Below are 26882 nucleotides of genomic sequence, written 5' to 3'. Positions count from 1 at the left end.
TGTAATTAGAATTGAGGAGGAATGACGTATGAGTTTAACGGAATGGTCTACAGATATTCTTCAATATGATCTGTCGGATGAATATTCGATTCGCAAAGCTGACTTTGCCGAATGGGGGTTATATTGCACGGTTTATTATGATATGCGTTATGTCGGATTTTTCAGGGAAGAAGAGTTCAGTTCTTCCAAGATCAGTGCGTACTGGATTTACAAGGGGGAAAGCAAAATAGGTGGCGTGAGAATGGAGCCTAACCGGATGTATCATTTGTTTTTTATCCCGCCATTCCAGCAGTGCTTTGATGTATTGAAGCTTCTGAAGGATAAATTAATGCAGTGGTCCGATCGCACCAAACGCATTCTGACCTTTGAGATTCTTCCAGACCAAGTTGATCTATACGCAAGAGCTGGATTCTGGCCAGTGGAGTTCAGATGTCGCTGGATGCAGCGGCCGACAGATCATTTTGAGATCGAGTGGGACAGCAGGGTAACCGTGAAGAGTCCAGAGATTATTGAAAGTGAAACCGGCACCAAAAAATATGTGAATGAAGATGAAATTGCTCATTGTGACCTGGAGAGTTTTGCAGGAAGTCTTGAAGCTACACGAAGAAAACATACCACGCTTGCAGATTTTATTCCAAGTGATGACCCTAATTATACAAATGAAATTCTGACTCAAGCCTCCACGCTTGTATACGATAAGGAAACGGGGCAGCTTATTGCCAACTGTCGTCTTTGTCTGCAGGATAATCAGGCTGCTGTATATAGCATAGGGGTTCGGCCGGCATATAGAGGAAGAGGGCTTGCTACACTGATGTTACAGAGAGCACTGAATGCACTTAAGGGTCAGTATCCCGTGCTGCGATTGTATGTGATGCAAGGAAATGATGCCGAGTCCGTATATCTGAATCGGGGATTTATTCCGGGTGTACAGGAGATTCAGACGATGTATATTCCTGAGGAGGAGTCACAATGAAGGTTGCCATCTTAACCGATATTCATGGGAATTTCCCTGCTCTTCAAGCGGTATTAAGTGATATCGATTCCAGAGGAGATGTTGAGCATACATTTTGTTTGGGGGATATGATCGGTATTGGCCCTTACTCCAATGAAGTGATCGAGATGTTGTACAGCCGTAAAAATATGATAGCGATTTCGGGGAATCACGAAGAAGCCGTATTGAGTTTGCTCCAGAATAAGGGGCCATTAGATGGGCATAAAGGCATAGCTGAGCACCACGAATGGATTGGTCAACATCTAAGTGCAGAATCGATCAAGAGTATACAAGCTCTACCGAAATTCGTTGAAAAAGAGGTAGAAGGACGTCGGTTCCTTCTGACTCACTATCATATGAGCAACGACAAGTTGGATGTCATCGATAAAGAACCATCTGGAACCAAATTAGACGCGAAGTATCAGGGGACGGCCCATGATTTGGTTTGTTTTGGTCATCATCATATTCTTCATTATTATAGGACAGATCAAAGAGTATATCTGAATCCGGGCGCTTTAGGTTGTAACGATCTTGCCATTGCCAGATATGGTATTGTGGATCTCCAAGAGGGCAAACTGGATGTGAAATTCATGGGCGTTCCATATGACAACAAGGAGTATCTGCAATCCTATGAACGGTTGAACGTTCCGGATCGGGCTTTTCTTTTGAAGGCATTCCATGGGAATCAGTTGGAGAGAGAGTACGGGGGGAGTAAACGTTCGTAGCAACGTTTCTTGGTAAAGGAGAGATGTACATGGGAATGATCATTATGTTGGTGGTATATCTGTTTCTCGGTATTTATGTTGTAAAAGTTGGAATAGATAACTCAAAAAGTAGCCAGCAAACCAAAGAGATATTATCAGAGTTAAGGGAAATTAAGGACCTATTGAAAGAACGAGGGTAAAGATTGATTAGGCTTGTGCTTCAAAATTAGCTAAGGATCAGCATTTTCCAATGCCTCCCTCTCCTGTAGGTCAGGTAAGGGAGGATTCTTGTGCAGCTAGCCACTTTAACCCAATACACGAATAACAATATCCTGATCGTGGTTACCAAAACCGGCACCATAAATTGTTAATCCACCTACGTTGGGACTTTCCTCGTCAACTGTGAAGCGAAGCGTCCAGAACGGTTCGCTAAGCTTAATATCCGCGAGAGTAACGTCTGACATCCGCTCACCATCCGTATAGGTACCGGAGGCATCAATACGAATGGTCTTCAATAATCCATACTGATTCACATTGCGATGCCACCATTCCGGTGTATATTTGCCGCGTGCTGCTCTGCCAAAGTCGGCAGGGCTTGTCCACGTTCCGAGAGAAACGCCATTGAAGGTGAAACGAATATCGGAAGGCCAGTGATCTCGCAATCCAGGAGCTTCAGACGCCAGTTCCATCGAAATCTCAATAGCATCAGTTGTCTGATCCGGTAGTACAAAGTTAGGTGTTTTATATTCAACATAGCCCTTTCCAAACCACAGAATAGCGGCGTGTACCCGCTCGGGATCAAGGAAGTAACGTGGATCATCCCATACACCAATTTCTTTCTCAAGTGTCCCTAGCCCACAGGTGGGGTGGATATCAAAAGCAGTATAGTGTCCTACGGATATTATCTGCTCTCTGGTTCGTGAAGTTTGGCTTGCGGATGGCAGCTCGATCTCAATCTGATTTTGCTTGAGGTAACATAATTTGTGTGTTCCCCCGTTAATCCGAACTCGTCTGCTCCCAATTAGATCCGCCTCCTCCAGTTTGCGAATATGCATCGTGACAATGGAGGGGCTAAGCTCTAATACTGCCGCAATATCCTTCACATTCATTTCGCGATCTGCAATCATATCCATGATTCTCCATCTGACTTCGCTTGCAAGCGCCTCATATAAAGGAAGGAACTGGGGCTCCCCATTTGCTTTGATCATCTGTACAACTCCCTAACCTCAATCATCTAAAATCACATATATATTAATTTAATAAAATTAACTCCAAGATGCAATCCAGATTCATTGCAAGTTTACACCCAATGGTGTTTAATTTTTTTAGTTGTTACGAAGTTGAATTCTTATATTTGTGAATTTTATAATAAGAGGTGGAGTGGAGTAATGAAATATAATAACCCTGTTGTAAAAGGTTTCTATCCGGACCCTAGTGTGATTAAGGTGCACGATACATACTATATGGTTTGCAGTTCTTTTCAATATTTTCCGGGTGTACCGCTCTTTGAAAGCAAGGATCTGCTGAATTGGAAGCAGATTGGTCACTGCCTGACTCGCAAAAGCCAGATTCAGCTCGAGACGGTGAACAGCTCTGGGGGTGTATTTGCACCAACGATCAGGCATAATGACGGGCGTTTTTATATGGTCACAACCAACGATACAACACATCAGAATTTCTATGTCTGGACGGACGATATTTACGGAGAATGGTCTGAGCCTATCGATGTGGATCAAGGCGGGATTGATCCCGATTTGTATTTTGAAGATGGGAAGACCTTGTTTATGAGTAATGGCGTGGATGATGAAGGCGTTGGCGGAATTGTCCAGTGTGAGATTGAGATTGAAACGGGCCGCAAACTTAGCCCAAGTCGGTCGATATGGAATGGGACAGGTGGAAGATATCTGGAAAGCCCGCATCTGTATAAAATGAACGGTTATTACTACCTGCTTGCAGCTGAAGGCGGCACCGAATATGGTCACATGGTTACGTATGCTCGGGGCACTTCTTCTTCAGGTCCGTTCGAAGCCTATGCACACAATCCAGTTCTGACCAACCGCAATCTGGGAGGTTATGAGTTGCAGGGTGTGGGGCATGGCGACCTGGTTCAGGATGATCGGGGAAACTGGTGGCTCTTTCACCTGGGATTCCGTCAGATTGGCAGATGGGCTACGTACCATCATCTGGGCCGAGAAGTATTTCTGACTCCGATTACGTTTGATGAAGACGTTTGGTTTACAGCCGGACATGAAGGCACAACGCTGACGAGTTTTGAGACTAATCGTATCCCGGACACGGTGATCCAGCAGGACAAGAAGCATTATACGTTTGAAAATACAGACTGGAACCTCGACTGGTGTTACCTTCGTCATCCAAATACAGAGCACTATCAGCTTGAATCAGACAAGCTTGTGCTAACAGGAACCGATGTAACGCTGGACGTTCCAGCATCCCCAACGTTCATCGGGCTACGTCAAAAAGACTTTAATGCAACAATTTCAGTCGATGTTAGTCTGACGAGTGGAGAAGCCGGGATCACGATCTACATGGATGAGAATCATCATTATGAAGTGGCTATTCGTGGGCAGCAGGACGGCTATAAGGTGATCGAGCGTCTGAATATCGGTGATGTCAGATCGATAGAACATGAAGTGAATCTGGGAAATAAACAGCATGCAACGCTGGTCATACGCTCAAACCAGGAACGCTACAGCTTCCTGTTTCAAGCAGATGGTGAAGAGATTCTGCTGGGCACGGCACAGACGAGATACCTATCCTCGGAGGTGGCAGGAGGTTTTACAGGCGTACTTATTGGGTTATACGCGAGCGGGCAAGATGCTTCAGCTGAGTTTACAAATTTCAAGTGTGATTATCATTAAGAAGTTAAGGGGAGGGCCTAAGGGTCCTTCTCTTTTTTAATTTGTGTCAAATAATCTACATGTAACAAAAGGTTAAGAGAACGTGTTATTTAATTATATAGCTTGATTGGATAACCAAGGAGGACTTGTATGGAGGATCAATGGAGAATCGCAAAGTATGATCCGGCATGGCCTAGTTTGTTTCTCGAAACGGGTTGGAAATTAAGAGAAGCGTTAGGAGAAAAGGCTGTGCGGATCGATCATGTTGGGTCCACTTCAATTGTTGGTATAGATGCCAAACCCATCATAGATATACAAATATCTGTTTCCCAGTATGAAAATTTGTTGGACTACAAACGTGAGATCGAAACAGTTGGTTTTGTATTCAGACCAGAAAATCCAGATAAGACTAAACGTTACTTTCGTGAAGAACCCGGAAACAGAAGGATACATATACACGTTAGACAGGTAGGCAGTTTCTCCGAGCAGATGACCTTGTTGTTCAGAGACTATTTAAGGGAGCATCCAGAAGATTGTTTGAAATATGCAGAAGAAAAGCACAGACTCATGTCATTGTATAAAGATCAGCGTCCCAAATATGTTGAAGGAAAAGGGCCAGTGGTGTGGAGCATATTACAGAGAGCACATCGTTGGTCTCAAGAAATCGGATGGCAACCGGCAAAATCTGATGCATGAGCAAATCCAATGAATAGAGATAACTTACTTGGAGTAATGAGATGAACATGGGAAGAAAGCTGATAACAACCGTTCTAACCATCATTTGTTTTACTTTGGTTGCAAGTATCATATCGATGAATGAATCCTACAGTTTTGATTTTTACATTGTTATTTATCTGGTATACGCGACTCCCTTGATCCTGTTGATTGGGCTACCTTTATCGATATTGCTGGACTACCTGCTCAGCCAAATACAATTCGTCAATCATGTGTTGTATCTAAGTACGAGGATATTGAGTTATGCCTGTGCTGGAGTTTTAGGTATGTATATTTATTATCTGGTCATGGGTGCAGGAGAAGCAATCTTGGATTTCAAAGAGACGTTAGTTCTGACCTTATTTGGCGTTCTTGCTGCTATTCTATTTGTACTGATTGATATGGGATTGGAAGTTTTGTTAAAAAAGCAAAGAAGAAAGAGTTGAATTAAATTGATTCGTCAGGAGGAAAGCAAAGTGACAACGCATTGTGCACTTCTAATCATTGATGTACAGGTAGCGATGTTTGATGAAGCAGATCCCGTATATCAAGGGGAACGATTGCTTCAGAAGATTCAGGTGTTAATTGCCAGGGCCCGTGAAGCAGGCCATTCCATCATATATATCCAGCACAGTGAAGGGGTAGGCAGTCCACTGGAACGAGGAACTCCGGGATGGGCCATTCATCCGTCCATTGCACCTATAGCTGGTGACCTCGTTATCGAAAAAGAGACACCGGATTCATTTCACAAAACCGATCTGCATCTGAAATTGCAAGAAAATGGCGTGACGGAGTTGATTCTCGCCGGTATGCAGACCGAGGTATGTGTAGATACGACTTGCCGCAGAGCGCACAGTTTGGGTTACACAGTCAATCTGGTTCAAGATGCGCACAGCACATGGAATTCAAAGACACTTCAAGCGGAGCAGATTATTGAACATCACAATACGGTACTGAGACTGTTTGCCAACGTGGTGGATACGGAGAATGCGCTGTAATGCTAGGAAAACGTAGGCGATTCTGGTTTTTCATAGGTGCGGCAATCATGTTTCTGTATTTTCTAATCACGAGTAACCCTGATCCAAATAAGCCGATTTCGAGAAATCAAGTGATAAGCACAGAGATGAGCATAGTCGTGTACAGCAGGACAGGCGACGGTGGAGCACACACTAGGATTGACAATGTCACGTTAAGTAAAGAAGACATTAGCCGTATAGTCGGCTGGCTGAATGCAGCCCCGGAATCGGCCAAAATACCAGTAGATGATGTCACAGGAAGCATTAGTGCAGGAATTGCTTTGAGATTAAAGCATAACGCTGAAATTACGATTCAATACAATCGGAAACAAATTATTGTATCCACAAAAAGCAGATTTAATAGAGATTCGAAATATATACTTGATCAAAAGGACTTAAGAGACTTTATGGATCAAAAGTTGAAAGAGACGTATTTTGGTAAAGATCCCGTTAAGGATGAATGAGGAGGAGAGGTATTGACGATTAACAAAAGAATAATGAATCTATCAGCCTGGCTTGCTGTATTAGCCATCCTATGTATTCCTGGAACTTTACATACTGAAGATGGACCGCTCCGAACAGAGTATGGTTTCCCGATCCGATTCTTTACGGATTATCATTATGCTAATTCAGAGGGAACAATCTGGTTTATATCTGGCATCTATTTAAATGTACTTCTATATTTGTTCAATGTGCTGTTTATTTATGCAGGGATTCATGTAATCTTGTATATTAAAAAGAAATTAACTAGAACGTAAAGATGGAGTGATGACGATGAAACAACTTCCAGAAGAATGGAAGTCAGACCGGCTTATTGTCTCGAATGTGAAAGAATCCGATATTCCTGAACTTGAGTCCATATATGAGACCAGTCGGTACTTGCATCAATGGGATGGACAAGAGCATGATCGGAATTATGTGAAAGAATGTTTTGAAGAAGGCCACCTTCCGCCGGGAGGCAGGCTGGAGAATTATCGAATTCAATCCATTCGCACGAATGAGGATGACCGCTATATTGGTTTGTTAAGTGTGTACCATGGGTATCCCTCCGAGGATTCGATCTATCTCGAATTTCTATATATCCAGAGCGAGATCCAGAAGCAGGGATATGGAAAAGAATTAATTCAGGCACTAACTCTGCACTGTTCCGAGCTTGGTTACAAGGAAATTCGAATTAACGTGGCACTCAAAAATTGGCCTGCATTACGCTTCTGGATCAAATCCGGATTCAATCAGATTAATGGAATTTATGGTGATCTTGAATATTCGGAGGATACCTTTGCCAATACAGAATTGATCAAATCTCTCTGAAAAACTAGCTAGTAAAGGGGAATATACTAATGGAAACATTCTTTCGTTATAACTGGATGGTGCGTGAGCAATGGTATGTGTGGTGTGAAGATGTGCCGCTTGAAGAGTTGCTTCGGCCTCGTACAGGCGGAGTAGGCAACATATTACAAACATTGTTTCATATCATTGATGTAGAGTGGAGCTGGCTTCAGTTGCTTCAGGGCAAACCGGATGATGCGGAAGATTTTGCAAACTACCAGAATCTTGAGGCGGTAAGGCAATTGGATCGCAAGTTACGTCCTGATGTGGAGGCATTTGTTACAGCATGGGATTCGAGTATGGAAAAAAGAGCTTATATCGATCATCGCTCAGCGGGCAAGGCCAGTACAGATTCATGGGGAGAAGTTATGCGACATGTGATCGCCCATGAGATTCACCATATGGGACAGCTGTCGGTATGGGCCAGAGAATTGGGCAAACAGCCAGTATCCGCCAATGTGATTGGCAAAGGCCTGATTATACCTGACTAACAGGGAGAGGCGGTCATAACATGGGAGGAGGAGAACGATGACGATTCAACTTAGCCAGATTAATTGGATAGAACTGGATGCGCGTATCCAGGAGGTGATGGAACAGGAGTATCAGATCATTCCTTTGCCACCTGGACTGGAAGCGAGTGTGATGAGAATCGAAATGGGTGATCAGCGGTACGCATTGAAAGTCTGGGACAAGGATTCCAAACCGGATATCGCCAAACAATATCGATTAATGTCCAAGCTTTATCAAAGTGGGATTCGTGTTTCTGAATCCTACGGTTGGGGGTTAAACGAGCAAGGGAATCAAGTGCTGTTAACGAGCTATGATGGAAAGCCGGTTACCCAATTAACACAAACCAAACTGACACATTTGGCTGGGCGATTAATGGAAGTCCATCGTTATCCGGTGAATGAAGTGGGTACTGGAGCAGATGAAGAATACATATTCAGGTACGATTTTGTTCAATACTTTTTTCCTCAAATTGAGTTACATGACGATATATATGATCTTCTGGCAAACTTGATCCAGCAGGTCCAGATCAGACAGGACTGTTTGATTCATGGTGATTATAATCTGGGAAACATTCTTGAAATGGAAGGCGATTACACCATTATCGATTGGACTAACGGCCAATACGGTGATCCAAGGTATGATATTGCATGGTCGGTGTTTCTCATCACGATCTATAATGGTGAGAGTTACGGTGAGATGTATCGCTCTCAATTTGCACATTCTGCAAGTAATACATACACGCTGGAAGAGGAGCAGGTTTTTGAAGCGATAGCTTGTCTGCGCTGGATTCTGTTAAGACGCGTTGGGGATGTACCCATGGGGCCAGATGTAATGGAAAGGGTTCACAGCATGGCTGTCCATAATCCATATTTGAATGAACATCTGCTGTAATCGTAATACGGGGATACACAATGACGACAGTATACGATTAAGTAATAAAAAGACCGCATTTTTCAATTAAAATAAACAGCCAGTCCTAAACTAGCGATCCTCGCATACCTATGATAGTAGAGGAGCGTGATCGATATGGAGCAGAAAGTGCAAACCTACTTTGAACTGAAGCAGCAGCAAAAAGATATTGAGCAGCAGTTGTCTGTACTACGAGATGAGATTGTCGCGTATTGTGCAGAACAAGGGGTCTATGAGACGCAGGTTGGTGGTTACACCGTGAAAACAGTGCTGCAGAACCGGAAGGAATACGATGATCAGAAGCTGTATGCTTCTCTTCCAGACCCGGACATCTGGCGATTGTTGTCCAAGGTAGACAGCCATAAGCTGAAAAGCCTGATCAAGCTGAACATTCTGTCCGAGGAGCAAATTAACCCGGCATGCACCGTGAAACAGGTGACCTTGTTACAGGTAGACAAGCTGTAACGCTTCATACCCTCTTTGTACATGAGTTGAATTTAACTGAACATCACGATCACAAAGCACCTTCGAAGAAATGTTCTGTTGCGATGAGCATTGGAACATACGTGGAGGTGTTTTTGTTTTGCGCGCACAGGGCCCGGGATCATAAATAGTTAAATATGAGGGGGAAGAAGTATAATTTGTTCATTGTAAGCGTATTCAACAAACGATATGATGGATAAAAACTGGCAGGGAGGAATTGTAAATGCCAACAAAAATTCCATCACTACATGCTGCATACGCCAATACGTTTAAAATAGGTGCTGCTGTACATACCAGAATGTTGCAGTCCGAAGGGGAATTTATTGCCAAACACTTCAATAGCATCACGGCTGAAAATCAGATGAAATTCGAAGAAATTCACCCGGAAGAGGATCGTTATACATTTGAGGCGGCGGATCAAATTGTTGATTTTGCCGTTGCCCAAGGAATTGCGGTTCGCGGACATACTTTGGTCTGGCATAATCAAACATCGAAATGGGTTTTCGAGGATACAACAGGTGCTCCTGCTTCCAGAGAACTGTTATTATCCCGTTTGAAGCAACATATCGATACGGTAGTAGGTCGGTATAAGGGGCAAATATACGCGTGGGATGTTGTTAATGAAGCTGTTGAAGACAAGACAGACCTGTTCATGCGGGACACGAAGTGGTTAGAGCTAGTGGGAGAAGACTACTTGCAGCAAGCATTCAGCATGGCTCATGAAGCTGATCCCAATGCCCTTCTTTTCTATAATGACTACAATGAGACGGATCCGGTCAAACGGGAGAAAATATACAATCTGGTGCGTTCTTTGTTGGATAAGGGAGCACCTGTACATGGAATCGGCATGCAGGGACACTGGAATATCCATGGTCCTTCCATTGAAGAAATCCGAATGGCTATTGAGCGTTATGCTTCACTGGATGTACAGTTGCATGTTACCGAGCTGGATATGTCCGTGTTTCGTCATGAGGATCGTCGAACGGACCTCACCGCGCCAACTTCGGAGATGGCTGAGCTACAGGAGCGTCGATATGAGGAGATCTTTAATTTGTTCCGTGAGTATAAATCATCCATTACCTCTGTGACGTTCTGGGGAGTAGCGGACAATTACACCTGGCTGGACCATTTCCCGGTTCGTGGGCGCAAAAATTGGCCCTTTGTTTTTGATCAGCAGTTGCAGCCTAAGGAATCATTCTGGCGTATCATTAACCCTATGTCCTGAACATCAGGGAAGTGGAGAGAATCGGTCACAATGTGGCCGATTTTTTGCTGTAGTCAATATAGATTATACAGTACGTCTATCTCGTGCATGATTGAGGCGTTGATTGGTGTGGATGATAAAAATATGGTATTAAATGGAATTTTGTGATAGGCTTGAAGAAATGGCGAACCAAATTCTTTCCTGAAAAGAGATGAGAAGATGGATTACATCCGAAACTATTTAATTACTTTTGCCGGAAATTTTGCATTTAGTTATTATATCTTTGAAGAAGGTACTTTTGCCAAACCGCTGATGTTTGCTACATTCATGTTGTTGCTGATCATGACAATCGATTACATGAAAAGTAGAAACAAATATACATTGGATTAGGGTATGTCCATGTTTTTAAACGATTCTGGAGTACACGTTCGTTTTTTTATTGTATATAGAACAGCTTCCATTTACATCAAGACCATTGTTCATTACACTTGATGAGTAGCACTTCATTAACTCAGTTTTAGTTAACTCAATTCAGATCATCAGGAGGATATCATTATGCATCAATCCGCACATATTCAGGAAGCAAGAGATTACATATTAAACCGAATCCATACCAAACCTGCCGTAGGCATGATTCTGGGTTCGGGACTGGGAGCGCTCGCGGACGAGATTGAAAATGCGACCGTTATCCCGTATACAGATATTCCGTATTTCGCGCAATCGGAGGCTATCGGTCATGCCAATGAATTGGTTATTGGTGAACTGATGGGCAAAACGGTTGTAGCGATGAAAGGCCGTCTACATTATTATGAAGGTTTTACATTGGACGAAGTGACATTCCCGGTTCGCATCATGAAGGCGCTGGGTGTCGAGCAATTGCTTATCACCAATGCCTGCGGAGCAATCAATACAAGCTTTGAGCCAGGTCAACTGATGCTCATTACAGATCATATTAACCTGGTAGGCAATAACCCATTGATGGGACCAAATAATGCTGAACTGGGTGTGCGCTTCCCAGACGTATCACAGGTATACAATCGCGAACTGCGCAGTATTGCCCTTAAGGTTGCAGAAGAACAAAATGTTGGCCTGCAGCAAGGTGTCTATGCATGGTGGAGTGGCCCGGCATATGAGACACCAGCGGAGATCCGCATGATTCGTACGATGGGTGCGGATGCAGTGGGCATGTCTACAGTACCTGAAGCCATTGTTGCCATCCATGGCGGTATGAAGGTACTAGGCATTTCCTGCTTGACCAACATGGCCTGTGGTATTCTGGATCAGCCGTTAAGTCATGATGAAGTTATTGAAGTGGCTGCGCAAGTGAAAACAACCTTTATTGGTTTGGTAAAAGGCATCTTGAAAGAGATCTAATCGCGAGATGATTTCTATCTAGGCCACGATGGATAGGATAGAGTTTTCATCCAACCAAATCGAAAACACAAAAAAACGTATGCTTCACGAGTTGTTACTCGTGAGACATACGTTTTTTTATTTTGCAGAACTATGAACCATCTGAGAATGATCGGCCATGATTGCTGGCGTGGACTCCCTGATAATGGGTTTGGTCACAATGTGCGAGACCTGATAAGGTTGTGAGGGGCTATTAATCCGGGATAACAGCATCTCCGCAGCCTTAATGCCCATCTCATTGCTGTAAATATGAACCGTTGTTAATGCTGGCTCAATAATTCGAGATTGGGGTGCATTATCGAATCCGCATATCACAATATCCTGTGGCACAGCGACATTTCTGTCTTTTAACGCCCTGATCAGATCAACTGCTATAAAGTCATTAGCGCATACGTAAGCGGAAGGTAGGGAGGTCAGCTCTGCCACTCGCTGGTTCAACCATCCTGGCTTGGAGAAACACAGGCGATCATTATCTACGATGCAATGGGAGAGGTCGACCTGCAACCCCGCCTCCAGCATAGCACGCTGATATCCAACCCATCGTTCATTAAAGCTCTTGCAGTGATTGTAATCCCCGACGAATCCGATACTTGTGTAGCCGCTCTCAATTAATTTTTTGGTTAACTGGTAGATGCTATGTTCATTCTCCATGAGTAGCAAATCTGCTTGGAATTCGGGATAACATATGTTGGAAGCGCAATCGATAAAGATGGTGGGGATGCCCAGATCGGTAATGAGCTGTGTATATTCCAGATCAAATAATTCGATGCAAATGATGCCGTCTACTTTGGCTATATCAAAATTGTTAGGAAGTGTAAGTGTATCTTGATCGTCTTCACGCACGATATGAATCGAGAGATTGTATCCCTCCGCACTGATTCTTTTCTCCAAACCACTGATTAACAATGAACCAAAGTGAGATGTATTAGGCAGGTTTTCAGTTAACAGGGCGATATTGCCTGGAGCCTTGGTTAGAACATGTTCATTGTCCATATAGGCAAACTGTTTATATTTGAGTTCAATTGCTTTTTTAATTACACGATTTCGGGTCTCATCCGGGATGTTTCCACTATCATTTAATGCTTTGGAAGCCGTATTCCTGGAAATCCCCAAAGCATCAGCAATGTCTTGTATCGTGACTTTTTCCTTTGCCATCTAATGCTTCACCTCTAATCATCAATAGTCATCCATATTCTTCTCTAAGTCAAATGTATAATAGAACGGGACAAATAGCAATCTCTGTTTTACAAATGCACAATTGTATTTACATTTAGATAGGCGAATTCTATTTTCATAATTGTTCCAGAAGTTTCTTTAACTATGTAACAATGATGATCTATTACAGTATTGATATAGAAATATCTTTGCTATTATTGACGATTCAGTGCTATATATATGCAAATTTAATCCTCTTTAGTTACATTGATGCAAAGATAAAATGATCAAATGCACAAATATTTTTTTACAAAACGTATTGACTAAATCCGTTTAAACCTGATAAATTGTAAATTATTAAATAGGCAATTGTAAATATTGAAAGCCCTTACTGAAAACAATTGTCAACTTCTAGAATGGAACGGGGGTATTGTGTTGGATAACATAGCCGACAGCAAAAAGGGCGGAGGAAGGGTACTGAAAGTGAGGACGACAAGCGGTCATAGGTTGCAGCAGCTCAAAAAAAATTACTTTTTATATATGTTGCTTGCACCAGCCTTAATTTTGACTCTTATCTTCAAGTACATTCCGATGTACGGAGCCATCATTGCGTTTAAGGATTTCAGTCCGATCAAAGGCATCATGGGTAGTGATTGGGTAGGACTGAAGCATTTTGAGAAATTTATAGCTTCACCCAATTTCGATATCATTTTAATGAATACGCTTAAACTCAGCTTTTTGGGATTGATATTCAGTTTCCCGGTGCCCATTTTACTGGCACTCATGCTGAATCAGGTACGCAAAGCTGGCATCAAAAAAAATATTCAATTGTTTCTGTACGCACCCAATTTCATCTCAGTTGTTGTTGTTGTGGGTATGCTGTTCATCTTCCTCTCACCGACAGGGCCGATTAATCAATTAGCCACATGGATTACAGGTCAGCCGATTATGTTCATGTCTGAACCGGAATATTTCCGCTGGATCTACATTTTGTCCGATATCTGGACCGGAGCCGGCTGGGCTTCCATCATATACGTCGCGGCTTTGGCCAATGTGGATCCGGAGCTTCACAATGCGGCTAATCTGGATGGAGCCAATCTCCTTCAGCGTATTCTCCACATTGACCTTCCAACGATTCGTCCGATTATGGCCATCGTCTTTATCCTTGCAGCTGGCGGGATTATGTCCATTGGATTTGAGAAGGCCTATCTGATGCAGACGTCCATGAACCTGCCTTCCTCCGAGATTATTGCCACGTATGTCTACAAGGTGGGGCTGCAGTCTGGAGATTATGCTTATTCTGCGGCAGTTGGATTGTTCAACTCGGTTATCAATGTGATTTTGCTGGTGACGGTGAATCTGATTGTGAAGAAATTGAATGAAGGCGAAGGCCTCTATTAGGAAAGGAGTATTATCCATGGTTGTTAAACACACGGGAATGGATCGATTGATCCTCACACTCAATGCCATCTTTCTCACCTGTGCTGTACTGGTTGTGGTTGTTCCCCTGATTTATATTGTTATCGCCTCATTCATGGACCCCACTGTGCTACTGAATCGTGGACTGTCCTTTAATGTATCGGACTGGAGTCTGGACGGATATCAGATGATTTTGTCCAATCCAGCCATGATCCGGGGGTTTGCAAATGCGGTATTGTATTCGGTTTCCTTTGCACTGATCACCGTGACCGTATCCATATTTGCAGGTTATGCATTGTCGGATGACAGGCTCGCGGGACGTGGATTTTTCATGATTATCTTTATCATTACCATGTTCTTCGGCGGGGGATTAATCCCTACGTATCTACTCATACGTAATCTCGGCATGCTTGATACGGTGTGGGCGATCATCATCCCTGGAGCCGTTAACGTCTGGAACATCATTCTCTCCAGAACCTTTTTCAAAGGAGTCCCTCGAGAACTGAAAGAAGCTGCAAACGTGGATGGCGCCTCTGAGATGAAGATTTTCTTCCAGATCGTCATTCCGTTGTCGAAACCGATCATTTTTGTACTCGCACTCTATGCGTTCGTAGGGCAATGGAATTCCTATTTTGATGCAATGATCTATCTGGATAATCCGAAACTGCATCCGTTACAGCTCGTTCTGCGTTCCATTTTGATTCAGAATCAGGCAGCACCTGGCATGATCAGTGATCAGCTTGCGATGGCAGAACTGAAACGGCTCTCCGAGATGATTAAATACTCAGCGATTGTCATTTCGAGTCTGCCACTCATCATCATGTACCCGTTCTTCCAGAAGTATTTCGAAAAAGGTGTCATGGTCGGTTCCCTCAAATAGTGAACAGCCTGCGATACAGTAAGTTGATCCAATCCAACTCATGGAGGTCATTATTATGAAAAAAGTGAACAAATCCAGAAAAGCCGTTACAACGGCATCCATTTCCATGTTATCTGCAATGCTCTTTCTAACCGCCTGTGGCGGGGGTGGAGGCGGCGCGGCAAGTGAGGCGCAATCCCCTGATGGCAAGGTGACATTGAATTTTATAACACAGAGCTCTCCGCTGGCTCCCGCTGATCCGAACGACAAGCTGATTAACAAGCGACTCGAAGAGAAAACCAATGTGCATATCAACTGGAAGAACTATACGAGTGATGTGTTTGCAGAAAAAAGAAATCTGGCGGTCGCCAGCGGTGATTTGCCGGATGCTATTTTTGATGCAGGTTACGGGGATTATGATCTCCTGAAACTGGCGAAGGACGGGGCGATCATTCCACTTGAGGACATGATTGAACAACACATGCCCAATCTGAAAAAGGTGCTGGAGGAAGCTCCCGAATACAAGAGCATGATCACGGCTCCAGACGGACATATCTATTCATTCCCATGGATTGAAGAACTCGGAAGTGGCAAACAACGGATTCAGGCAGTGGATAACTTGCCCTGGATTAATGTGGAATGGCTGAACAAGCTTGGACTGAAGATGCCAACGACAACCGAAGAACTGAAAGAAGTATTGATCGCGTTCAAAACCCAAGATCCTAACGGCAACGGTAAGGCAGACGAAATTCCGTTATCTTTCATTAACAAACCGGGCGGAGAAGATCTAACATTCCTCTTTGCGGCATTTGGACTCGGAGAGAACTGGGATCATACCGTGGTAACCAATGATGGGAAAGTGGTCTTCACGGCAGCTGATGAAGGCTACAAGGAAGCGGTTAAATACATTCATGAGCTGGTTCAGGAAGGTCTCGTCGATGTTGAGTCGTATCAGCAGGATTGGAACACGTATCTTGCGAAAGGCAAGGACAACAAGTACGGCATGTACTTCACTTGGGATAAGGCTAACATTACAGGCATGAATGATACGTATGATGTTCTGCCTCCGGTTGCTGGACCTAACGGCGAAGTTAATGTCACAAGAACAAACGGTATTGGGCTTGATCGTGGTCGCATGGTCATCACCAGCAGCAATAAAAACCTGGAATCCACAGCGAAGTGGGTAGACCAATTGTACGATCCGCTCCAATCCGTACAGAACAACTGGGGTACCTATGGAGATGAGAGTCAGCAAAACATTTTTGAATTTGATGAAGCCAAAGGGATGCTGAAGCATCTTCCACTGGAAGGATCTGCACCTGTGGAACTTAGACAAAAAACCAGTATCGCAGGACCATTGGCCATTCTCGACAGTTATTATGACAAATACACAACCAAACCGGAAGATGCGGCTTGGCGGATGGAACTTCTCGACAAGGTTATGGTTCCGCATATGAAAGCGGAGAACGTATATCCAAGTGTGTTCTTCTCCATTGATGAACTGGATCGATTGTCCACGATTGAGACTGATCTCTTCGCCTACGTGTTACGTTTGCGTACAGAATGGTATCAGAACGGGAAAATAGATCAGGAATGGGATGCTTACTTGAAAGAGCTGGATCGCCTTGGATTGCAAGAATGGCTACAGATTAAACAAGCAGGATATGACCGTAATAACAAATAAAGAAAAGTACGGAGGAGAAACCATAATGTCGACAATTCTTAAACAAGATTACAGAAATGAATACCACTTTTCACCGAAAGAGAAGTGGATGAACGACCCAAACGGCATGGTGTTTTTCAATGGGGAGTATCACTTGTTCTACCAGTATCATCCATTTGGTACTACATGGGGGCCGATGCATTGGGGTCACGCGGTAACCCGAGATCTCGTCACTTGGGAGGAACTTCCTGTAGCTCTGGCACCGGATGAACATGGCATGATCTTCTCCGGCAGTGCGGTGGTGGACTGGAACAATACTTCCGGATTTTTCGAAGATGAGCCGGGGTTGGTAGCCATTTTTACACATCATCTGGAAGTACCAAATGATCATCCTGTTCAGCGTCAGAGTCTGGCGTATAGCAAAGACAACGGCAGAACCTGGACTAAATACGAGGGTAATCCGGTATTAAAGCATGAGTCCTTTGTTGATTTCCGTGATCCCAAAGTGTTCTGGCATGAGCAGACCAAGGAATGGATTATGATTATCGCTTGTGGTCAAACGGTATGTCTGTACCGATCTCCCAATCTGAAGGATTGGACGCTAGGAAGTGAATTTGGCGAAGGGATCGGTTCACACGATGGCGTGTGGGAATGCCCGGACCTGTTCCCGCTTGCAGTGGATGGAGATTCAGAGCAGGTGAAATGGGTGATGCTCGTTAGCATCGGTGCAGATCCTGCTTTTAAAGAAGGATCCAGAACACAATATTTTACCGGAGATTTTGATGGAAGAACATTTGTTCCAGATGAGGCATCCCATACGATTCGCTGGATTGATCATGGCCGGGATAACTACGCGGGAGTTAGTTGGTCAGACATTCCGGCTGAAGACGGCAGACGCCTGTTTATGGGGTGGATGAGCAACTGGATGTATGCCAACCAGACGCCGACCAATGATTATCGTGGAGCAATGACCATTGCACGGGAGCTGTCACTCGAGACAAGAGTCGGAGAAGTAATATTGATTCAACGTCCTGCACGTGAACTTAAGCAAGCCCGTACGCCATTATTGTCCCTACAGGATGCTTCGATTCAGCAAGTGAGTGAGCAGTTGAACGCTCTGCAACTAGTGAACTATGAGATCCATGCAGAGTGGACTCCAGATCAGTCGTTCCATTTTGCCTTAAGAAGTGGAGCCGACAACGAAACGCTCGTTGGCGTAGATGCCAACCGAGGGGAAGTATATATCGATCGTAGTGGATCGGGTATCGGCGATTTTCATGAACATTTCCTGAGCCGCCATGCAGCTGAGTTAAAAGATGTAAATGGGAATCAAAGTCTGCGTATCTATGTAGATCATTCATCTGTGGAGGTATTTGCAAATGATGGTCAGGCGGTTATTACGGATCTGATCTATCCGGATGTGGATTCCAAGGGCATCTCTGCTCATGCTGAAAATACTGATCTGGTCTTCTCCTCACTTCATATCTATGAGATATCACCAACCAAGGCTAAAGGTTAATTGTAATGAAGGAAAGGAGCCCAGAACGATGCGTATTGGAGCCATAGAAGCGGGCGGAACGAAGTTTGTATGTGGTGTAGGTAATGAGCATGGACAGATTGAAGATCGGATCAGCTTTCCAACAGAACATCCGGAGACCACTCTTGCCAAGGTGATCGACTATTTCAGGGATAAAAATGTGGAAGCAATGGGTATCGGCTCCTTTGGTCCGATTGATCTGCAACCGGATAGTCCCACCTATGGTTATATTACGACCACACCTAAGCCTGGGTGGGGAAACTGTAATGTGATTGGAACCTTGAAGCATGAATTTCCGGTTCCTTTTGGATGGGATACGGATGTGAATGCTGCCGCGCTCGGTGAAGTGACGTGGGGAGCGGCGCAAGGGCTGGATAACTGTGTATATTACACGATTGGCACAGGAGTTGGTGTCGGACTTGTGGCAGGGGGCAAACGAGTACACGGATTGTTACATCCCGAGGGTGGACATATTCGCACAAGACGCCATCCAGACGATCACTTTGCCGGATTATGCCCGTATCATGGCGATTGCCTGGAGGGGATGGCAGCAGGACCAGCCATTGAAGCTCGCTGGCAGATTCCTGGCAGTGAACTGCCGGCAGATCATCCGGCGTGGGAGATCGAATCCTTTTACATTGCGGAGTCGATTACAACGGCCATCCTGCTTCATTCGCCGCAGAAAATCATCTTGGGCGGTGGTGTGATGCAGCAAGATCATCTGTTTTCTATGATCCGGGAGCAGGTAGTGCGGAATCTGAATGGTTATGTAAATGCTGCACCAATCACGCAACATATCGACCAATATATTGTCCAGCCCGGATTGGGCCAGCATGCAGGTCTGTGTGGTGCGCTCGCATTGGGTCTGGAAGCATTGCAGCATGCAGCACAAGCGTCACATGCTTCGTAGTTTTCTTAAATAATCTTCATCCCAGAAGGGACGGTTGCGGATTCGCTTATTTGTATAAGCAAGACTGCACCGTCCTTTTTGGGCTTTTTTATTTTTTGCGGAGATAAATAGTTTGAAAAAAATATTGCGTTCTAAAATCCGATGTTGCTCATGTGAGCTGCCAAAGGTATGATTTTTAGTGTCTATCCCTATAGTGCGATAAGACATTCAAAATTTAGCGTGTCTCGAATGGAAAGGAATCCAACCAATGAACCATATAACAATGCGTCAAGCTGTACAGGCAGACCAAGAGAAACTCGCTGATTTGCGAGCGTTGGTACTCTACGATGATCTAACCAGGCTGGGAAGGTACGATGATGTGAAAGTGCGTGAACGTTTCCGCAATACATTCGACCCTGTTCATACGCGGATTATTGAAGTGGAGGGTTCAATGGTAGGTTGTGTAGCCTTGAAGCCCAAGGCTGAGGAATATCTATTGGAACATTTCTACATACATCCCGATTATCAGGGCCAGAGAATAGGAACTCAGGTATTGAACATGCTGCTGGAACAGGATGAAGTTCAGGGGAAACGGGTTATTTTAAATGTTTTGCAGGGAAGTCCTGCTCGGCGATTGTATGAACGATTTGGATTTATATTGGACAGTGAAGATGAGGTCGATGTGTTTATGTCGGTTCAATTGCCGGAATAGTATGATTACCATACGTATTGAAAGTTAACTTCATATTTACGTTCTGACTGCGTAGTGGTCAGTGTAACGGTTACGTAACAGACCCATTCATTTAATTCTTGAATGGGTCTATTGAACTTTTCTATTATACTTTCCGATGACGTTACCCTAATATGGATAATAACCTACTTTTTATATAGGAATTATATAGTATGGAGAATGCCAAGATGCCACAATGGAAGCGAAATCTGTATATTCTGTGGTTCGGCCTGTTTTTTAATCATATGGCGTATTCATTATCCGTTCCGTTCTTTCCTATCTTCCTGCAAAATGATCTCGGTATCCAGAGCGGCCTGGAAGCTTGGTCGGGTATCTCCATTTCGATCAGCTTTCTGATCAGTGGATTATGCGCACCCTTCTGGGGATCACTGGCTGATAAATATGGCAGTAAACTGATGCTCGTCCGTTCAGGAGTTGGGCTAGGCATTGCACATCTGGCTAACTTCTTTGTGTATGATCCGTATACGTTTATCGCGGTGAGGGTCTTTCAGGGACTCATGGCTGGTTTTCATCCCGCCTCGATTACACTGATCGGCACCAATACTCCGGAGAAACAGGTGGGTTATGCACTTGGCGTGATCTCTACGGCCAGCGCTGCGGGCGGAATTCTTGGTCCTCTTGCCGGTGGTGTATTGAGTCACTGGATCGGACTGCGGGGGTGTTTCATTGCATCCGCTGTAATTACATTGCTCGCGGCTCTGATGGTCCTCGGTGTTAAGGAGTCACGACAAACTCGTACGATCGTTCCAACGAAGATCATAGGGGATTTGAAAAGAGCGGCTTCCACGCCGGGTTTGATGCGAATCTACGGTTTGATTCTCTTAGTCTCGACCTCCGTGCTCATCATCGAACCGGTGCTGACGCTCTATGTGGTCCAGATTGGCGGAGATATTGGCAGTGCAACACTCAGTGCAGGAATTGTCTTCTCGGCGATTGGTGTGGCAACCGTCATTATGGGGCCGCGATGGGGGAAGATTGGTGGAAGGATCGGATACGAGAAAACCCTGTTTATCGGTCTGATTGGCGGTGGAATTGGAAGTCTGCTGCAAATGACAGCAACTAATCTGATTTATTTTGGCAGCCTGCGATTTGTTTATGGTTTGTTCTTTGCCGCGGTCTATCCGGCGCTTAATGCGCTGATCATCAAATATGCTGATCACGATTTTCGTGGGAGAGCTGTCAGTCTAAGTCAGACGGCGAGTCAGTTCGGTATTGTACTTGGACCGTTAATCGGTGGTTTGCTCGGTGGATGGATCGGCATTCCATTTATTTTTCTATTTATAGGGATTGTATTGCTTGGAGCGGCTTGGGCAGTCAGAGTTAGTGATGTGAAACAGGCGGATAAACGGGGATTAGGCATGGCAGCAGCAGAAGCTGGCGGAAACAGCATAAAGAAATGACGAAACGATTCTCAGAGATAAAAGGATACTCGAACTGAATGGTCATCACTACAACATAGGAGGAATATATATGTCGCAACGACAATTGAAGTTGGGAGCCAATCTGAACGGAGTGGGGAACAGCATTTCCTTTTGGCGTCACCCGGATATTCCGATTAACGCGAGTGTTAGTCTGGAGTTCTACAAGAAGCAGGTGCGTATCGCGGAAAAAGGCAAGTTCGATCTGCTCTTCATTGCAGATGGCCTCTTCATCAACGAGAAGTCCAATCCTCATTTTCTCAATCGCTTCGAACCATTGACGCTTCTGTCCGCACTCGCCGGGGCAACATCCCACATCGGGCTGGTTGCTACATTGTCTACTTCCTATAGTGAACCCTTCACGGTTGCGCGGCAATTTGCCTCGTTGGATCAATTAAGCGGTGGGAGAGCCGGATGGAATGTGGTCACTTCACCTCTGGAAGGATCGGCACTTAATTTTGGCAAAGGAGAACATCCGAACCATGCGCTGCGCTACGAGATTGCGGAAGAACATCTGAATGTGGTCAAAGGACTTTGGGATTCCTGGGAGGACGATGCCTTTATCGGAGACAAGGAACAGGGCGTATTTTTCGATCCTGCCAAGTTACATACGCTGAATCACAAAGGAGCACACTTCTCGGTACAGGGTCCGCTTAATGTAGGACGTTCGAAGCAGGGTCACCCGGTGATTTTTCAGGCGGGCTCATCTGAATCTGGTAAAGATCTGGCCGCCCGATCGGCAGATGCCGTCTACACAGGACATGAGACGCTCGAGGAAGCAAGGGAGTTCTACCGGGATGTGAAGGCAAGAGCGGTGGCTTATGGACGCAAGGCAGAAGATATCCTGATCTTCCCGGGCATCGGTCCCATTGTAGGTAGAACAGCGGAAGAAGCGGAGCAGAAGTATCAGGAAATTGCCGAACTGGTGAGTATTGATCAGGCGTTGAATTATCTGGGACGTTACTTCGATCATTACGACTTCTCCCAGTACGCGCTGGACGAACCCTTTCCCGAGATTGGGGAGATTGGCAGCAACAGCTTCCGCAGTACAACAGATAAGATCAAGCGACAGGCGCGAGAACAGGGGCTGACCCTGCGCCAAGTCGCGTTGCTGGCATCCACTCCACGTACATCGTTCATTGGTACACCGGATCAGATCGCAGATCAGATTCAGGAATGGTTTGAAGGCGAAGCGGCAGACGGATTCAATGTTCGTACCGTGGTGCCCAATGGATTGGAAGATTTCGTGGAGCTAGTTGTCCCGGTTCTGCAAGAACGAGGGCTGTTCCGCACGGAGTATGAACATGAGACGCTAAGGGAGAATCTGGGTCTTGAGATTCCTCGTAACCGGTATACGTTAGAGAGCGTGAGATAGAGAAGTTAGAGCGGTAATGACGTTAATATAACGTTGTTGCGGCTCTTTTTTGATGGTTTCTTTTTCGGAGAGTACTGCTATTATAAAATGATAAACAAGCTGCAATTCCAGACGAGTCACAGGAGGAGATTGGGATGATTAGAGGGTTAACGAATGCGGGACTGGGCAACATCGAGTCTGATGAACAATATATTATAGATGCGGCCAAGCACGGATTCGGATCTGTAGATTTGAATCCGCTCTCATTGATTGAAACGTATGGCAAAGAACAGGCGCAACACCTGCTGAAAAGCAATCAGGTGATCATCGGTTCATCGGGTCTGACGGTAGAGTGGCGGACGACAGATGAACAATTTCGTGAGGGGTTGCAATCGTTGGTCGCTATGGCAGAAGCCTCTGCTTTGCTGGACTGTCACAGCTGCTGCACGTATATTTTACCCTCAACGGATCAACCGGCAGCGCAATTTATGGCAGCGGCTACAAAACGCTTGAGACTCTGCGCAGATATCCTGGACGCTTACGGAATTAAGCTAGGGCTGGAGTTTGTTGGCTGCCATCACTTGCGGACGCAATGGAAGAATCCGTTTATCTGGCGTGTGGAGGATACCCTGGACTGGATCGAAACGATCCATGCGCCTAATGTTGGCCTGCTCGTAGATTCCTATCACTGGCATACGAATGGTTTACCGATGGAAGATCTGTTGAAGCTGAAGAAAGAGCAGATTGTTCATGTGCATATCAACGATGCCTATGATCTGCCGATCGAGGAATTGAAGGATGGCGAACGCTTGTATCCTGGGGAAGGTGTAATTGATCTGAATGGTTTTTTGAAAAATCTGAAGGCCATTGGCTACAACGGTGTGGTGGCTCAGGAAGTACTGGCACCGGCATCGAATCTTAGTACGAACGAACTATTCGCCAAGTCAAAGGCTGGTTTCGATCAGGTGTTTGTCACAGTATAATGTGTGAGAAAATATATAATGAGAGCAAGGGCCCATACATTCTGTATGGGTCATTTTGTTGTTTTAATAATATGAATGTGCTGATATGAAAACATTGACAATTCGTTAACAATTCCAAGATTTTCCGTTTACAATTCGCTCCTATAATTACAAACGTGATAGGTCATTTTTACTATGAACGTGGAAGTTTGGGGGGATGAGGCGGACAAGCTCTCATATTGATGATACATGCAACATACCAGACAACAGGGCACGGCATACAAGGCAAATTATATGGAGAAAAGAAGGGTGACCAAAGCCAATGTCAATGAAAAAGGTGTTAGTAGTGTCCATGGTAGCCACAGCGTTAACAACTTCTGTGGTTAGTGCAGTATCAGCTGCTCCTGCAGTGAAACCTGCGGCTAGTACAGCTCAGGTGCAAAACTCCACGCTTACAATAAACGGAAACAGCGTTATCGTTCGCTCCATCGTGAAGAATGGTGAGACACTTGTGTCGCTCCGTGATGTGATCAAGGCCATCGGCGCGCAAGCAGAAGTACAACGTGGAACGACGGTGATCAAGCTAAATGGTCACACGGTGACACTTCAGAATAATGCGAAACAACTTCTGGTGGATGGCAACAAAGTGAATTTGAATCAACCAGTTACGATCATTGGAGGTACAAGCTACGTTGCACTTCGTCCATTGGTATCTAGCGTTGGCGGTACAATCGTCAAGAGAAGCGGAGCGCTGGAAGTTAGCACGGTAGCATTGCTCGAAGGTGCGGAAAATCCCCGTTTTGCCGGAGCGGATAAGCTGATCGTTTCCAAGAGTGATGATAATGGCCGAACCGATTATCTTGTGAATACAACGAGTGGTAAATATGAGCTGTTGTTAACGACAGATGGCGGATCGGATCTGGTTGTTTCCCCGAGTGGAGATCAAGCGGCGTATACGAATGCGGATGGAGCCGTCTACGTTATCGATCTGAAGACAAAGGCTTCGAAATTAATCACGAGTGACACAAGTATCAAACCGGAGTTGGTATGGTCTGCGGATGAAAGCTCAATTTATTTCCTGCAAGGAGATAAGGGGTCGGTGATTGCAAGCCTGAATCTGGCAGATGGCGTAATTAAGAAACTGGTTGAAGACAAGGTGGATTACAAAGAAAACCTGAATGTGTCTGCGGACGGCAAAAGATTCATCTACACGGTAACGACACTGGGTAAGGTTACCTCTGATGCAACCAATGTAGATGAAGACAACGTGTCTATCGACTTTTCAGCCAATCAACAGCAAATATTTTCGTATAACAACGGTATAACAAAAGCGGAAGCGACGCAGTTAACGACTACAACGGATGACAAAGTGTTTGTATGGTCCGTTGACGGTCAGAAAGCCTACTATGTGAGCGTACCGTCCGAGGACGGCAATGCTTCGCTGCAATCTGTGGATGCATCCCAGAAGGCAACAACGGTGTACGGCGATCTGGATGTAGAGCAAGCGATTCTGTCGGGTGGCGTCTTGTACGTACTGGCTGCGCAAGATGACAGCAATAGCGTCATTATTTCCATCGACACGGTGACAGGAAAACAAACCAAACTGTATACCGTATCTTCCGATGTTTCCTCCATTACCGTTGCCGGATCACAATTGGCTGTCATTGAGAACGGCCGAGTTCTGGTACAGGCGGGTGGCAGCTGGAGAGCCGTAACGAAGTGATTTTTTTGATCCAAGAGTGATAAGCACATAATCGCAATTAACTATTTTATAATTCGAGAGGAGTTTATAAAAATGAAAAAATGGATCAAACCCTTCACGGCAATGCTTATGGCAGTATCCCTAATTGGTGGACTTGGAGGAGCAACGACGGCATCTGCTGCCAAGAGCACGGAGAAAGGGAAAATTGTCATTAACGGTTCCTCGGCATTGCTCCCACTGACTCTTCAGGCTGCAAGTGAATTCAAGAAAGATAATCCAAAAGTCAAAATCTCGGCTTCCGCCGCAGGTTCCATTACAGGTCCTCAATCCGTACGTAAAGGGATTGCCGACATTGGCGCTGTGGACTGGGACGCATCCAAGGATGTACCCGGCTTCAAGAAATTTGATGGCATGGTAGCCAATCCGGTAGCGGTAACAGTATTCACGGCTGTTGTTAACACCAATGTGGGGGTAAGCAGTCTGACCACGAAACAATTGCAGGACATCTTCTCCGGCAAAGTGACCAACTGGAAAGACGTTGGTGGTGCGAACGCCAACATCGTTGTTGTTAACCGTAAGTTCGGTTCCGGCACACGGGTCAACTTCCAGCAAAAAGCACTCGACGGTAAAGACTTCATGAGCAAAGGCGACAATTACAAAGAAGTTGGTTCCAGCGGTGATATGAAAACAACCATTGAAACGACACCGAATGCGATCGGTTATATTGACCTTCCTTATGTAACTAGCAAAATGAAGGCTGTATCCATCAATGGCGTGGCACCAACAGAGAAAAACGTTCTGAACAAAACCTACAAAGTATGGGGTATTGGATATTACATGACCAAAGGTCAACCTACCGGTGCCACCAAAGCGTTCATTGAGTACATCCAAAGCAGCAAGTTCCAGAACGGTTCCCTGAAAAAGCTGAAATTCATTCCGCTTGCGGCTGTAAAATAACGGAGCTTCAAACGTTCGTCATTCTCACATTTCATAAGAAAAGGGATAGCCAGCTTCTGCGCATGGTCGCAAGCTGGCTTCTCTA

At 45.0% G+C, this 26882-nt stretch carries 29 protein-coding genes; 27 read left to right on the top strand and 2 right to left on the bottom strand.

Features of this window, described 5'->3' with window-relative positions:
* Positions 1 to 28 precede the first annotated feature (28 nt).
* The 3 genes from MKY87_RS08355 to MKY87_RS08345 are packed head-to-tail and all read left to right on the top strand — an operon-like array spanning position 29 to position 1895.
* Positions 29 to 973: a GNAT family N-acetyltransferase gene (locus MKY87_RS08355; protein ID WP_340963876.1), complete on the top strand. Its 945-nt coding sequence runs from the start codon at positions 29 to 31 to the stop codon at positions 971 to 973.
* Positions 970 to 1716, top strand: coding sequence for a metallophosphoesterase family protein (locus MKY87_RS08350; protein ID WP_340963874.1), 747 nt, complete (start codon positions 970 to 972; stop codon positions 1714 to 1716). The genes MKY87_RS08355 and MKY87_RS08350 overlap by 4 nt, the downstream gene beginning before the upstream one ends.
* A 29-nt stretch (positions 1717 to 1745) precedes the next feature.
* A complete protein-coding gene (locus MKY87_RS08345; protein WP_339789607.1) occupies positions 1746 to 1895 on the top strand; it encodes a hypothetical protein in 150 nt (49 codons plus the stop codon).
* Positions 1896 to 2000: 105 nt separating this feature from the next.
* Here the strand turns inward: MKY87_RS08345 and MKY87_RS08340 are convergent, their stop codons facing one another.
* The gene (locus MKY87_RS08340; protein ID WP_340963871.1) at positions 2001 to 2903 is read right to left on the bottom strand and encodes an ArsR/SmtB family transcription factor; all 903 of its coding nucleotides are present in this window, start codon (positions 2901 to 2903) and stop codon (positions 2001 to 2003) included.
* Between the two features lie 180 nt (positions 2904 to 3083).
* On the opposite strand from MKY87_RS08340, the gene MKY87_RS08335 reads away from it, so the two are divergent.
* The 13 genes from MKY87_RS08335 to MKY87_RS08275 all read left to right on the top strand — a co-directional run bounded on the left by MKY87_RS08335 (position 3084) and on the right by MKY87_RS08275 (position 12092).
* The gene (locus tag MKY87_RS08335; protein WP_340963869.1) at positions 3084 to 4574 is read left to right on the top strand and encodes a glycoside hydrolase family 43 protein; all 1491 of its coding nucleotides are present in this window, start codon (positions 3084 to 3086) and stop codon (positions 4572 to 4574) included.
* A 129-nt stretch (positions 4575 to 4703) separates the two neighbouring features.
* Entirely contained in the window at positions 4704 to 5249 is a 546-nt protein-coding gene (locus MKY87_RS08330; protein WP_340963867.1) for a GrpB family protein, read from the top strand.
* Positions 5250 to 5296: 47 nt separating this feature from the next.
* Positions 5297 to 5713, top strand: a complete 417-nt coding sequence (locus MKY87_RS08325; RefSeq protein WP_340963866.1) for a hypothetical protein — start codon at positions 5297 to 5299, stop codon at positions 5711 to 5713.
* A gap of 30 nt (positions 5714 to 5743) precedes the next feature.
* Positions 5744 to 6265, top strand: coding sequence for a cysteine hydrolase family protein (locus MKY87_RS08320; RefSeq protein WP_340963863.1), 522 nt, complete (start codon positions 5744 to 5746; stop codon positions 6263 to 6265).
* Positions 6266 to 6312: 47 nt separating this feature from the next.
* A complete protein-coding gene (locus MKY87_RS08315) occupies positions 6313 to 6747 on the top strand; it encodes a hypothetical protein (RefSeq protein ID WP_340963860.1) in 435 nt (144 codons plus the stop codon).
* Between the two features lie 12 nt (positions 6748 to 6759).
* On the top strand, positions 6760 to 7041 hold the full coding sequence (locus MKY87_RS08310) for a hypothetical protein (RefSeq protein ID WP_340963858.1): 282 nt from the start codon (positions 6760 to 6762) through the stop codon (positions 7039 to 7041).
* A 16-nt stretch (positions 7042 to 7057) separates the two neighbouring features.
* Positions 7058 to 7594 (top strand): GNAT family N-acetyltransferase, encoded by a 537-nt coding sequence (locus MKY87_RS08305; RefSeq protein WP_339789625.1) that lies wholly within the window; start codon positions 7058 to 7060, stop codon positions 7592 to 7594.
* Positions 7595 to 7623: 29 nt separating this feature from the next.
* Positions 7624 to 8103 carry a DinB family protein gene (locus tag MKY87_RS08300; protein WP_339789628.1) on the top strand — a complete coding sequence of 160 codons (480 nt, stop codon included), beginning with the start codon at positions 7624 to 7626 and terminating at the stop codon, positions 8101 to 8103.
* Positions 8104 to 8140: 37 nt separating this feature from the next.
* The gene (locus MKY87_RS08295; RefSeq protein WP_339789631.1) at positions 8141 to 9013 is read left to right on the top strand and encodes an aminoglycoside phosphotransferase family protein; all 873 of its coding nucleotides are present in this window, start codon (positions 8141 to 8143) and stop codon (positions 9011 to 9013) included.
* Between the two features lie 135 nt (positions 9014 to 9148).
* Positions 9149 to 9496: a hypothetical protein gene (locus MKY87_RS08290; protein WP_081746078.1), complete on the top strand. Its 348-nt coding sequence runs from the start codon at positions 9149 to 9151 to the stop codon at positions 9494 to 9496.
* Positions 9497 to 9737: 241 nt separating this feature from the next.
* Complete coding sequence (locus MKY87_RS08285; protein ID WP_339789634.1) at positions 9738 to 10739, top strand: endo-1,4-beta-xylanase; 1002 nt, start codon at positions 9738 to 9740, stop codon at positions 10737 to 10739.
* 198 nt (positions 10740 to 10937) lie between these two features.
* A complete protein-coding gene (locus tag MKY87_RS08280; protein ID WP_165980249.1) occupies positions 10938 to 11108 on the top strand; it encodes a hypothetical protein in 171 nt (56 codons plus the stop codon).
* Positions 11109 to 11273: 165 nt separating this feature from the next.
* Entirely contained in the window at positions 11274 to 12092 is an 819-nt protein-coding gene (locus MKY87_RS08275) for a purine-nucleoside phosphorylase (protein ID WP_036617166.1), read from the top strand.
* A gap of 117 nt (positions 12093 to 12209) precedes the next feature.
* Here the strand turns inward: MKY87_RS08275 and MKY87_RS08270 are convergent, their stop codons facing one another.
* The gene (locus MKY87_RS08270; RefSeq protein WP_340963855.1) at positions 12210 to 13286 is read right to left on the bottom strand and encodes a LacI family DNA-binding transcriptional regulator; all 1077 of its coding nucleotides are present in this window, start codon (positions 13284 to 13286) and stop codon (positions 12210 to 12212) included.
* Between the two features lie 540 nt (positions 13287 to 13826).
* Between MKY87_RS08270 and MKY87_RS08265 the strand changes: the two genes are divergently transcribed.
* The 11 genes from MKY87_RS08265 to MKY87_RS08215 all read left to right on the top strand — a co-directional run bounded on the left by MKY87_RS08265 (position 13827) and on the right by MKY87_RS08215 (position 26797).
* A complete protein-coding gene (locus MKY87_RS08265) occupies positions 13827 to 14687 on the top strand; it encodes an ABC transporter permease (protein ID WP_340967397.1) in 861 nt (286 codons plus the stop codon).
* A gap of 16 nt (positions 14688 to 14703) precedes the next feature.
* Positions 14704 to 15585, top strand: coding sequence for a carbohydrate ABC transporter permease (locus MKY87_RS08260; RefSeq protein WP_091027870.1), 882 nt, complete (start codon positions 14704 to 14706; stop codon positions 15583 to 15585).
* Between the two features lie 55 nt (positions 15586 to 15640).
* The gene (locus MKY87_RS08255; protein ID WP_017686933.1) at positions 15641 to 17248 is read left to right on the top strand and encodes an ABC transporter substrate-binding protein; all 1608 of its coding nucleotides are present in this window, start codon (positions 15641 to 15643) and stop codon (positions 17246 to 17248) included.
* A 25-nt stretch (positions 17249 to 17273) separates the two neighbouring features.
* Positions 17274 to 18746, top strand: coding sequence for a glycoside hydrolase family 32 protein (locus tag MKY87_RS08250; RefSeq protein WP_340963849.1), 1473 nt, complete (start codon positions 17274 to 17276; stop codon positions 18744 to 18746).
* A 28-nt stretch (positions 18747 to 18774) separates the two neighbouring features.
* The gene (locus MKY87_RS08245; protein ID WP_339789643.1) at positions 18775 to 19674 is read left to right on the top strand and encodes an ROK family protein; all 900 of its coding nucleotides are present in this window, start codon (positions 18775 to 18777) and stop codon (positions 19672 to 19674) included.
* Positions 19675 to 19921: 247 nt separating this feature from the next.
* Entirely contained in the window at positions 19922 to 20365 is a 444-nt protein-coding gene (locus MKY87_RS08240; protein ID WP_339789645.1) for a GNAT family N-acetyltransferase, read from the top strand.
* Positions 20366 to 20571: 206 nt separating this feature from the next.
* Positions 20572 to 21804, top strand: coding sequence for an MFS transporter (locus MKY87_RS08235; protein ID WP_340963847.1), 1233 nt, complete (start codon positions 20572 to 20574; stop codon positions 21802 to 21804).
* 70 nt (positions 21805 to 21874) lie between these two features.
* Complete coding sequence (locus MKY87_RS08230; protein WP_340963844.1) at positions 21875 to 23197, top strand: LLM class flavin-dependent oxidoreductase; 1323 nt, start codon at positions 21875 to 21877, stop codon at positions 23195 to 23197.
* Positions 23198 to 23331: 134 nt separating this feature from the next.
* Positions 23332 to 24159: a sugar phosphate isomerase/epimerase family protein gene (locus tag MKY87_RS08225; RefSeq protein WP_340963842.1), complete on the top strand. Its 828-nt coding sequence runs from the start codon at positions 23332 to 23334 to the stop codon at positions 24157 to 24159.
* Between the two features lie 301 nt (positions 24160 to 24460).
* Positions 24461 to 25861, top strand: a complete 1401-nt coding sequence (locus MKY87_RS08220) for a stalk domain-containing protein (RefSeq protein WP_340963840.1) — start codon at positions 24461 to 24463, stop codon at positions 25859 to 25861.
* 72 nt (positions 25862 to 25933) lie between these two features.
* Positions 25934 to 26797, top strand: coding sequence for a phosphate ABC transporter substrate-binding protein (locus MKY87_RS08215; RefSeq protein WP_017686974.1), 864 nt, complete (start codon positions 25934 to 25936; stop codon positions 26795 to 26797).
* Positions 26798 to 26882: the final 85 nt, after the last annotated feature.

The organism is Paenibacillus sp. FSL R7-0198 (assembly GCF_038000415.1).
Classification (GTDB): Bacteria; Bacillota; Bacilli; order Paenibacillales; family Paenibacillaceae; genus Paenibacillus.
This window is presented reverse-complemented; position numbering and strand designations above follow the sequence as displayed.

Bases quoted from the DNA above. Each gene is read 5' to 3' on its own strand.
- MKY87_RS08355 (WP_340963876.1), top strand. From the start codon at position 29: ATGAGTTTAACGGAATGGTCTACAGATATTCTTCAATATGATCTGTCG.
- MKY87_RS08350 (WP_340963874.1), top strand. From the start codon at position 970: ATGAAGGTTGCCATCTTAACCGATATTCATGGGAATTTCCCTGCTCTT.
- MKY87_RS08345 (WP_339789607.1), top strand. From the start codon at position 1,746: ATGGGAATGATCATTATGTTGGTGGTATATCTGTTTCTCGGTATTTAT.
- MKY87_RS08340 (WP_340963871.1), bottom strand. From the start codon at position 2,903: ATGATCAAAGCAAATGGGGAGCCCCAGTTCCTTCCTTTATATGAGGCG.
- MKY87_RS08335 (WP_340963869.1), top strand. From the start codon at position 3,084: ATGAAATATAATAACCCTGTTGTAAAAGGTTTCTATCCGGACCCTAGT.
- MKY87_RS08330 (WP_340963867.1), top strand. From the start codon at position 4,704: ATGGAGGATCAATGGAGAATCGCAAAGTATGATCCGGCATGGCCTAGT.
- MKY87_RS08325 (WP_340963866.1), top strand. From the start codon at position 5,297: ATGGGAAGAAAGCTGATAACAACCGTTCTAACCATCATTTGTTTTACT.
- MKY87_RS08315 (WP_340963860.1), top strand. From the start codon at position 6,313: ATGTTTCTGTATTTTCTAATCACGAGTAACCCTGATCCAAATAAGCCG.
- MKY87_RS08305 (WP_339789625.1), top strand. From the start codon at position 7,058: ATGAAACAACTTCCAGAAGAATGGAAGTCAGACCGGCTTATTGTCTCG.
- MKY87_RS08300 (WP_339789628.1), top strand. From the start codon at position 7,624: ATGGAAACATTCTTTCGTTATAACTGGATGGTGCGTGAGCAATGGTAT.
- MKY87_RS08295 (WP_339789631.1), top strand. From the start codon at position 8,141: ATGACGATTCAACTTAGCCAGATTAATTGGATAGAACTGGATGCGCGT.
- MKY87_RS08290 (WP_081746078.1), top strand. From the start codon at position 9,149: ATGGAGCAGAAAGTGCAAACCTACTTTGAACTGAAGCAGCAGCAAAAA.
- MKY87_RS08285 (WP_339789634.1), top strand. From the start codon at position 9,738: ATGCCAACAAAAATTCCATCACTACATGCTGCATACGCCAATACGTTT.
- MKY87_RS08280 (WP_165980249.1), top strand. From the start codon at position 10,938: ATGGATTACATCCGAAACTATTTAATTACTTTTGCCGGAAATTTTGCA.
- MKY87_RS08275 (WP_036617166.1), top strand. From the start codon at position 11,274: ATGCATCAATCCGCACATATTCAGGAAGCAAGAGATTACATATTAAAC.
- MKY87_RS08270 (WP_340963855.1), bottom strand. From the start codon at position 13,286: ATGGCAAAGGAAAAAGTCACGATACAAGACATTGCTGATGCTTTGGGG.
- MKY87_RS08265 (WP_340967397.1), top strand. From the start codon at position 13,827: ATGTTGCTTGCACCAGCCTTAATTTTGACTCTTATCTTCAAGTACATT.
- MKY87_RS08260 (WP_091027870.1), top strand. From the start codon at position 14,704: ATGGTTGTTAAACACACGGGAATGGATCGATTGATCCTCACACTCAAT.
- MKY87_RS08255 (WP_017686933.1), top strand. From the start codon at position 15,641: ATGAAAAAAGTGAACAAATCCAGAAAAGCCGTTACAACGGCATCCATT.
- MKY87_RS08250 (WP_340963849.1), top strand. From the start codon at position 17,274: ATGTCGACAATTCTTAAACAAGATTACAGAAATGAATACCACTTTTCA.
- MKY87_RS08245 (WP_339789643.1), top strand. From the start codon at position 18,775: ATGCGTATTGGAGCCATAGAAGCGGGCGGAACGAAGTTTGTATGTGGT.
- MKY87_RS08240 (WP_339789645.1), top strand. From the start codon at position 19,922: ATGAACCATATAACAATGCGTCAAGCTGTACAGGCAGACCAAGAGAAA.
- MKY87_RS08235 (WP_340963847.1), top strand. From the start codon at position 20,572: ATGCCACAATGGAAGCGAAATCTGTATATTCTGTGGTTCGGCCTGTTT.
- MKY87_RS08230 (WP_340963844.1), top strand. From the start codon at position 21,875: ATGTCGCAACGACAATTGAAGTTGGGAGCCAATCTGAACGGAGTGGGG.
- MKY87_RS08225 (WP_340963842.1), top strand. From the start codon at position 23,332: ATGATTAGAGGGTTAACGAATGCGGGACTGGGCAACATCGAGTCTGAT.
- MKY87_RS08220 (WP_340963840.1), top strand. From the start codon at position 24,461: ATGTCAATGAAAAAGGTGTTAGTAGTGTCCATGGTAGCCACAGCGTTA.
- MKY87_RS08215 (WP_017686974.1), top strand. From the start codon at position 25,934: ATGAAAAAATGGATCAAACCCTTCACGGCAATGCTTATGGCAGTATCC.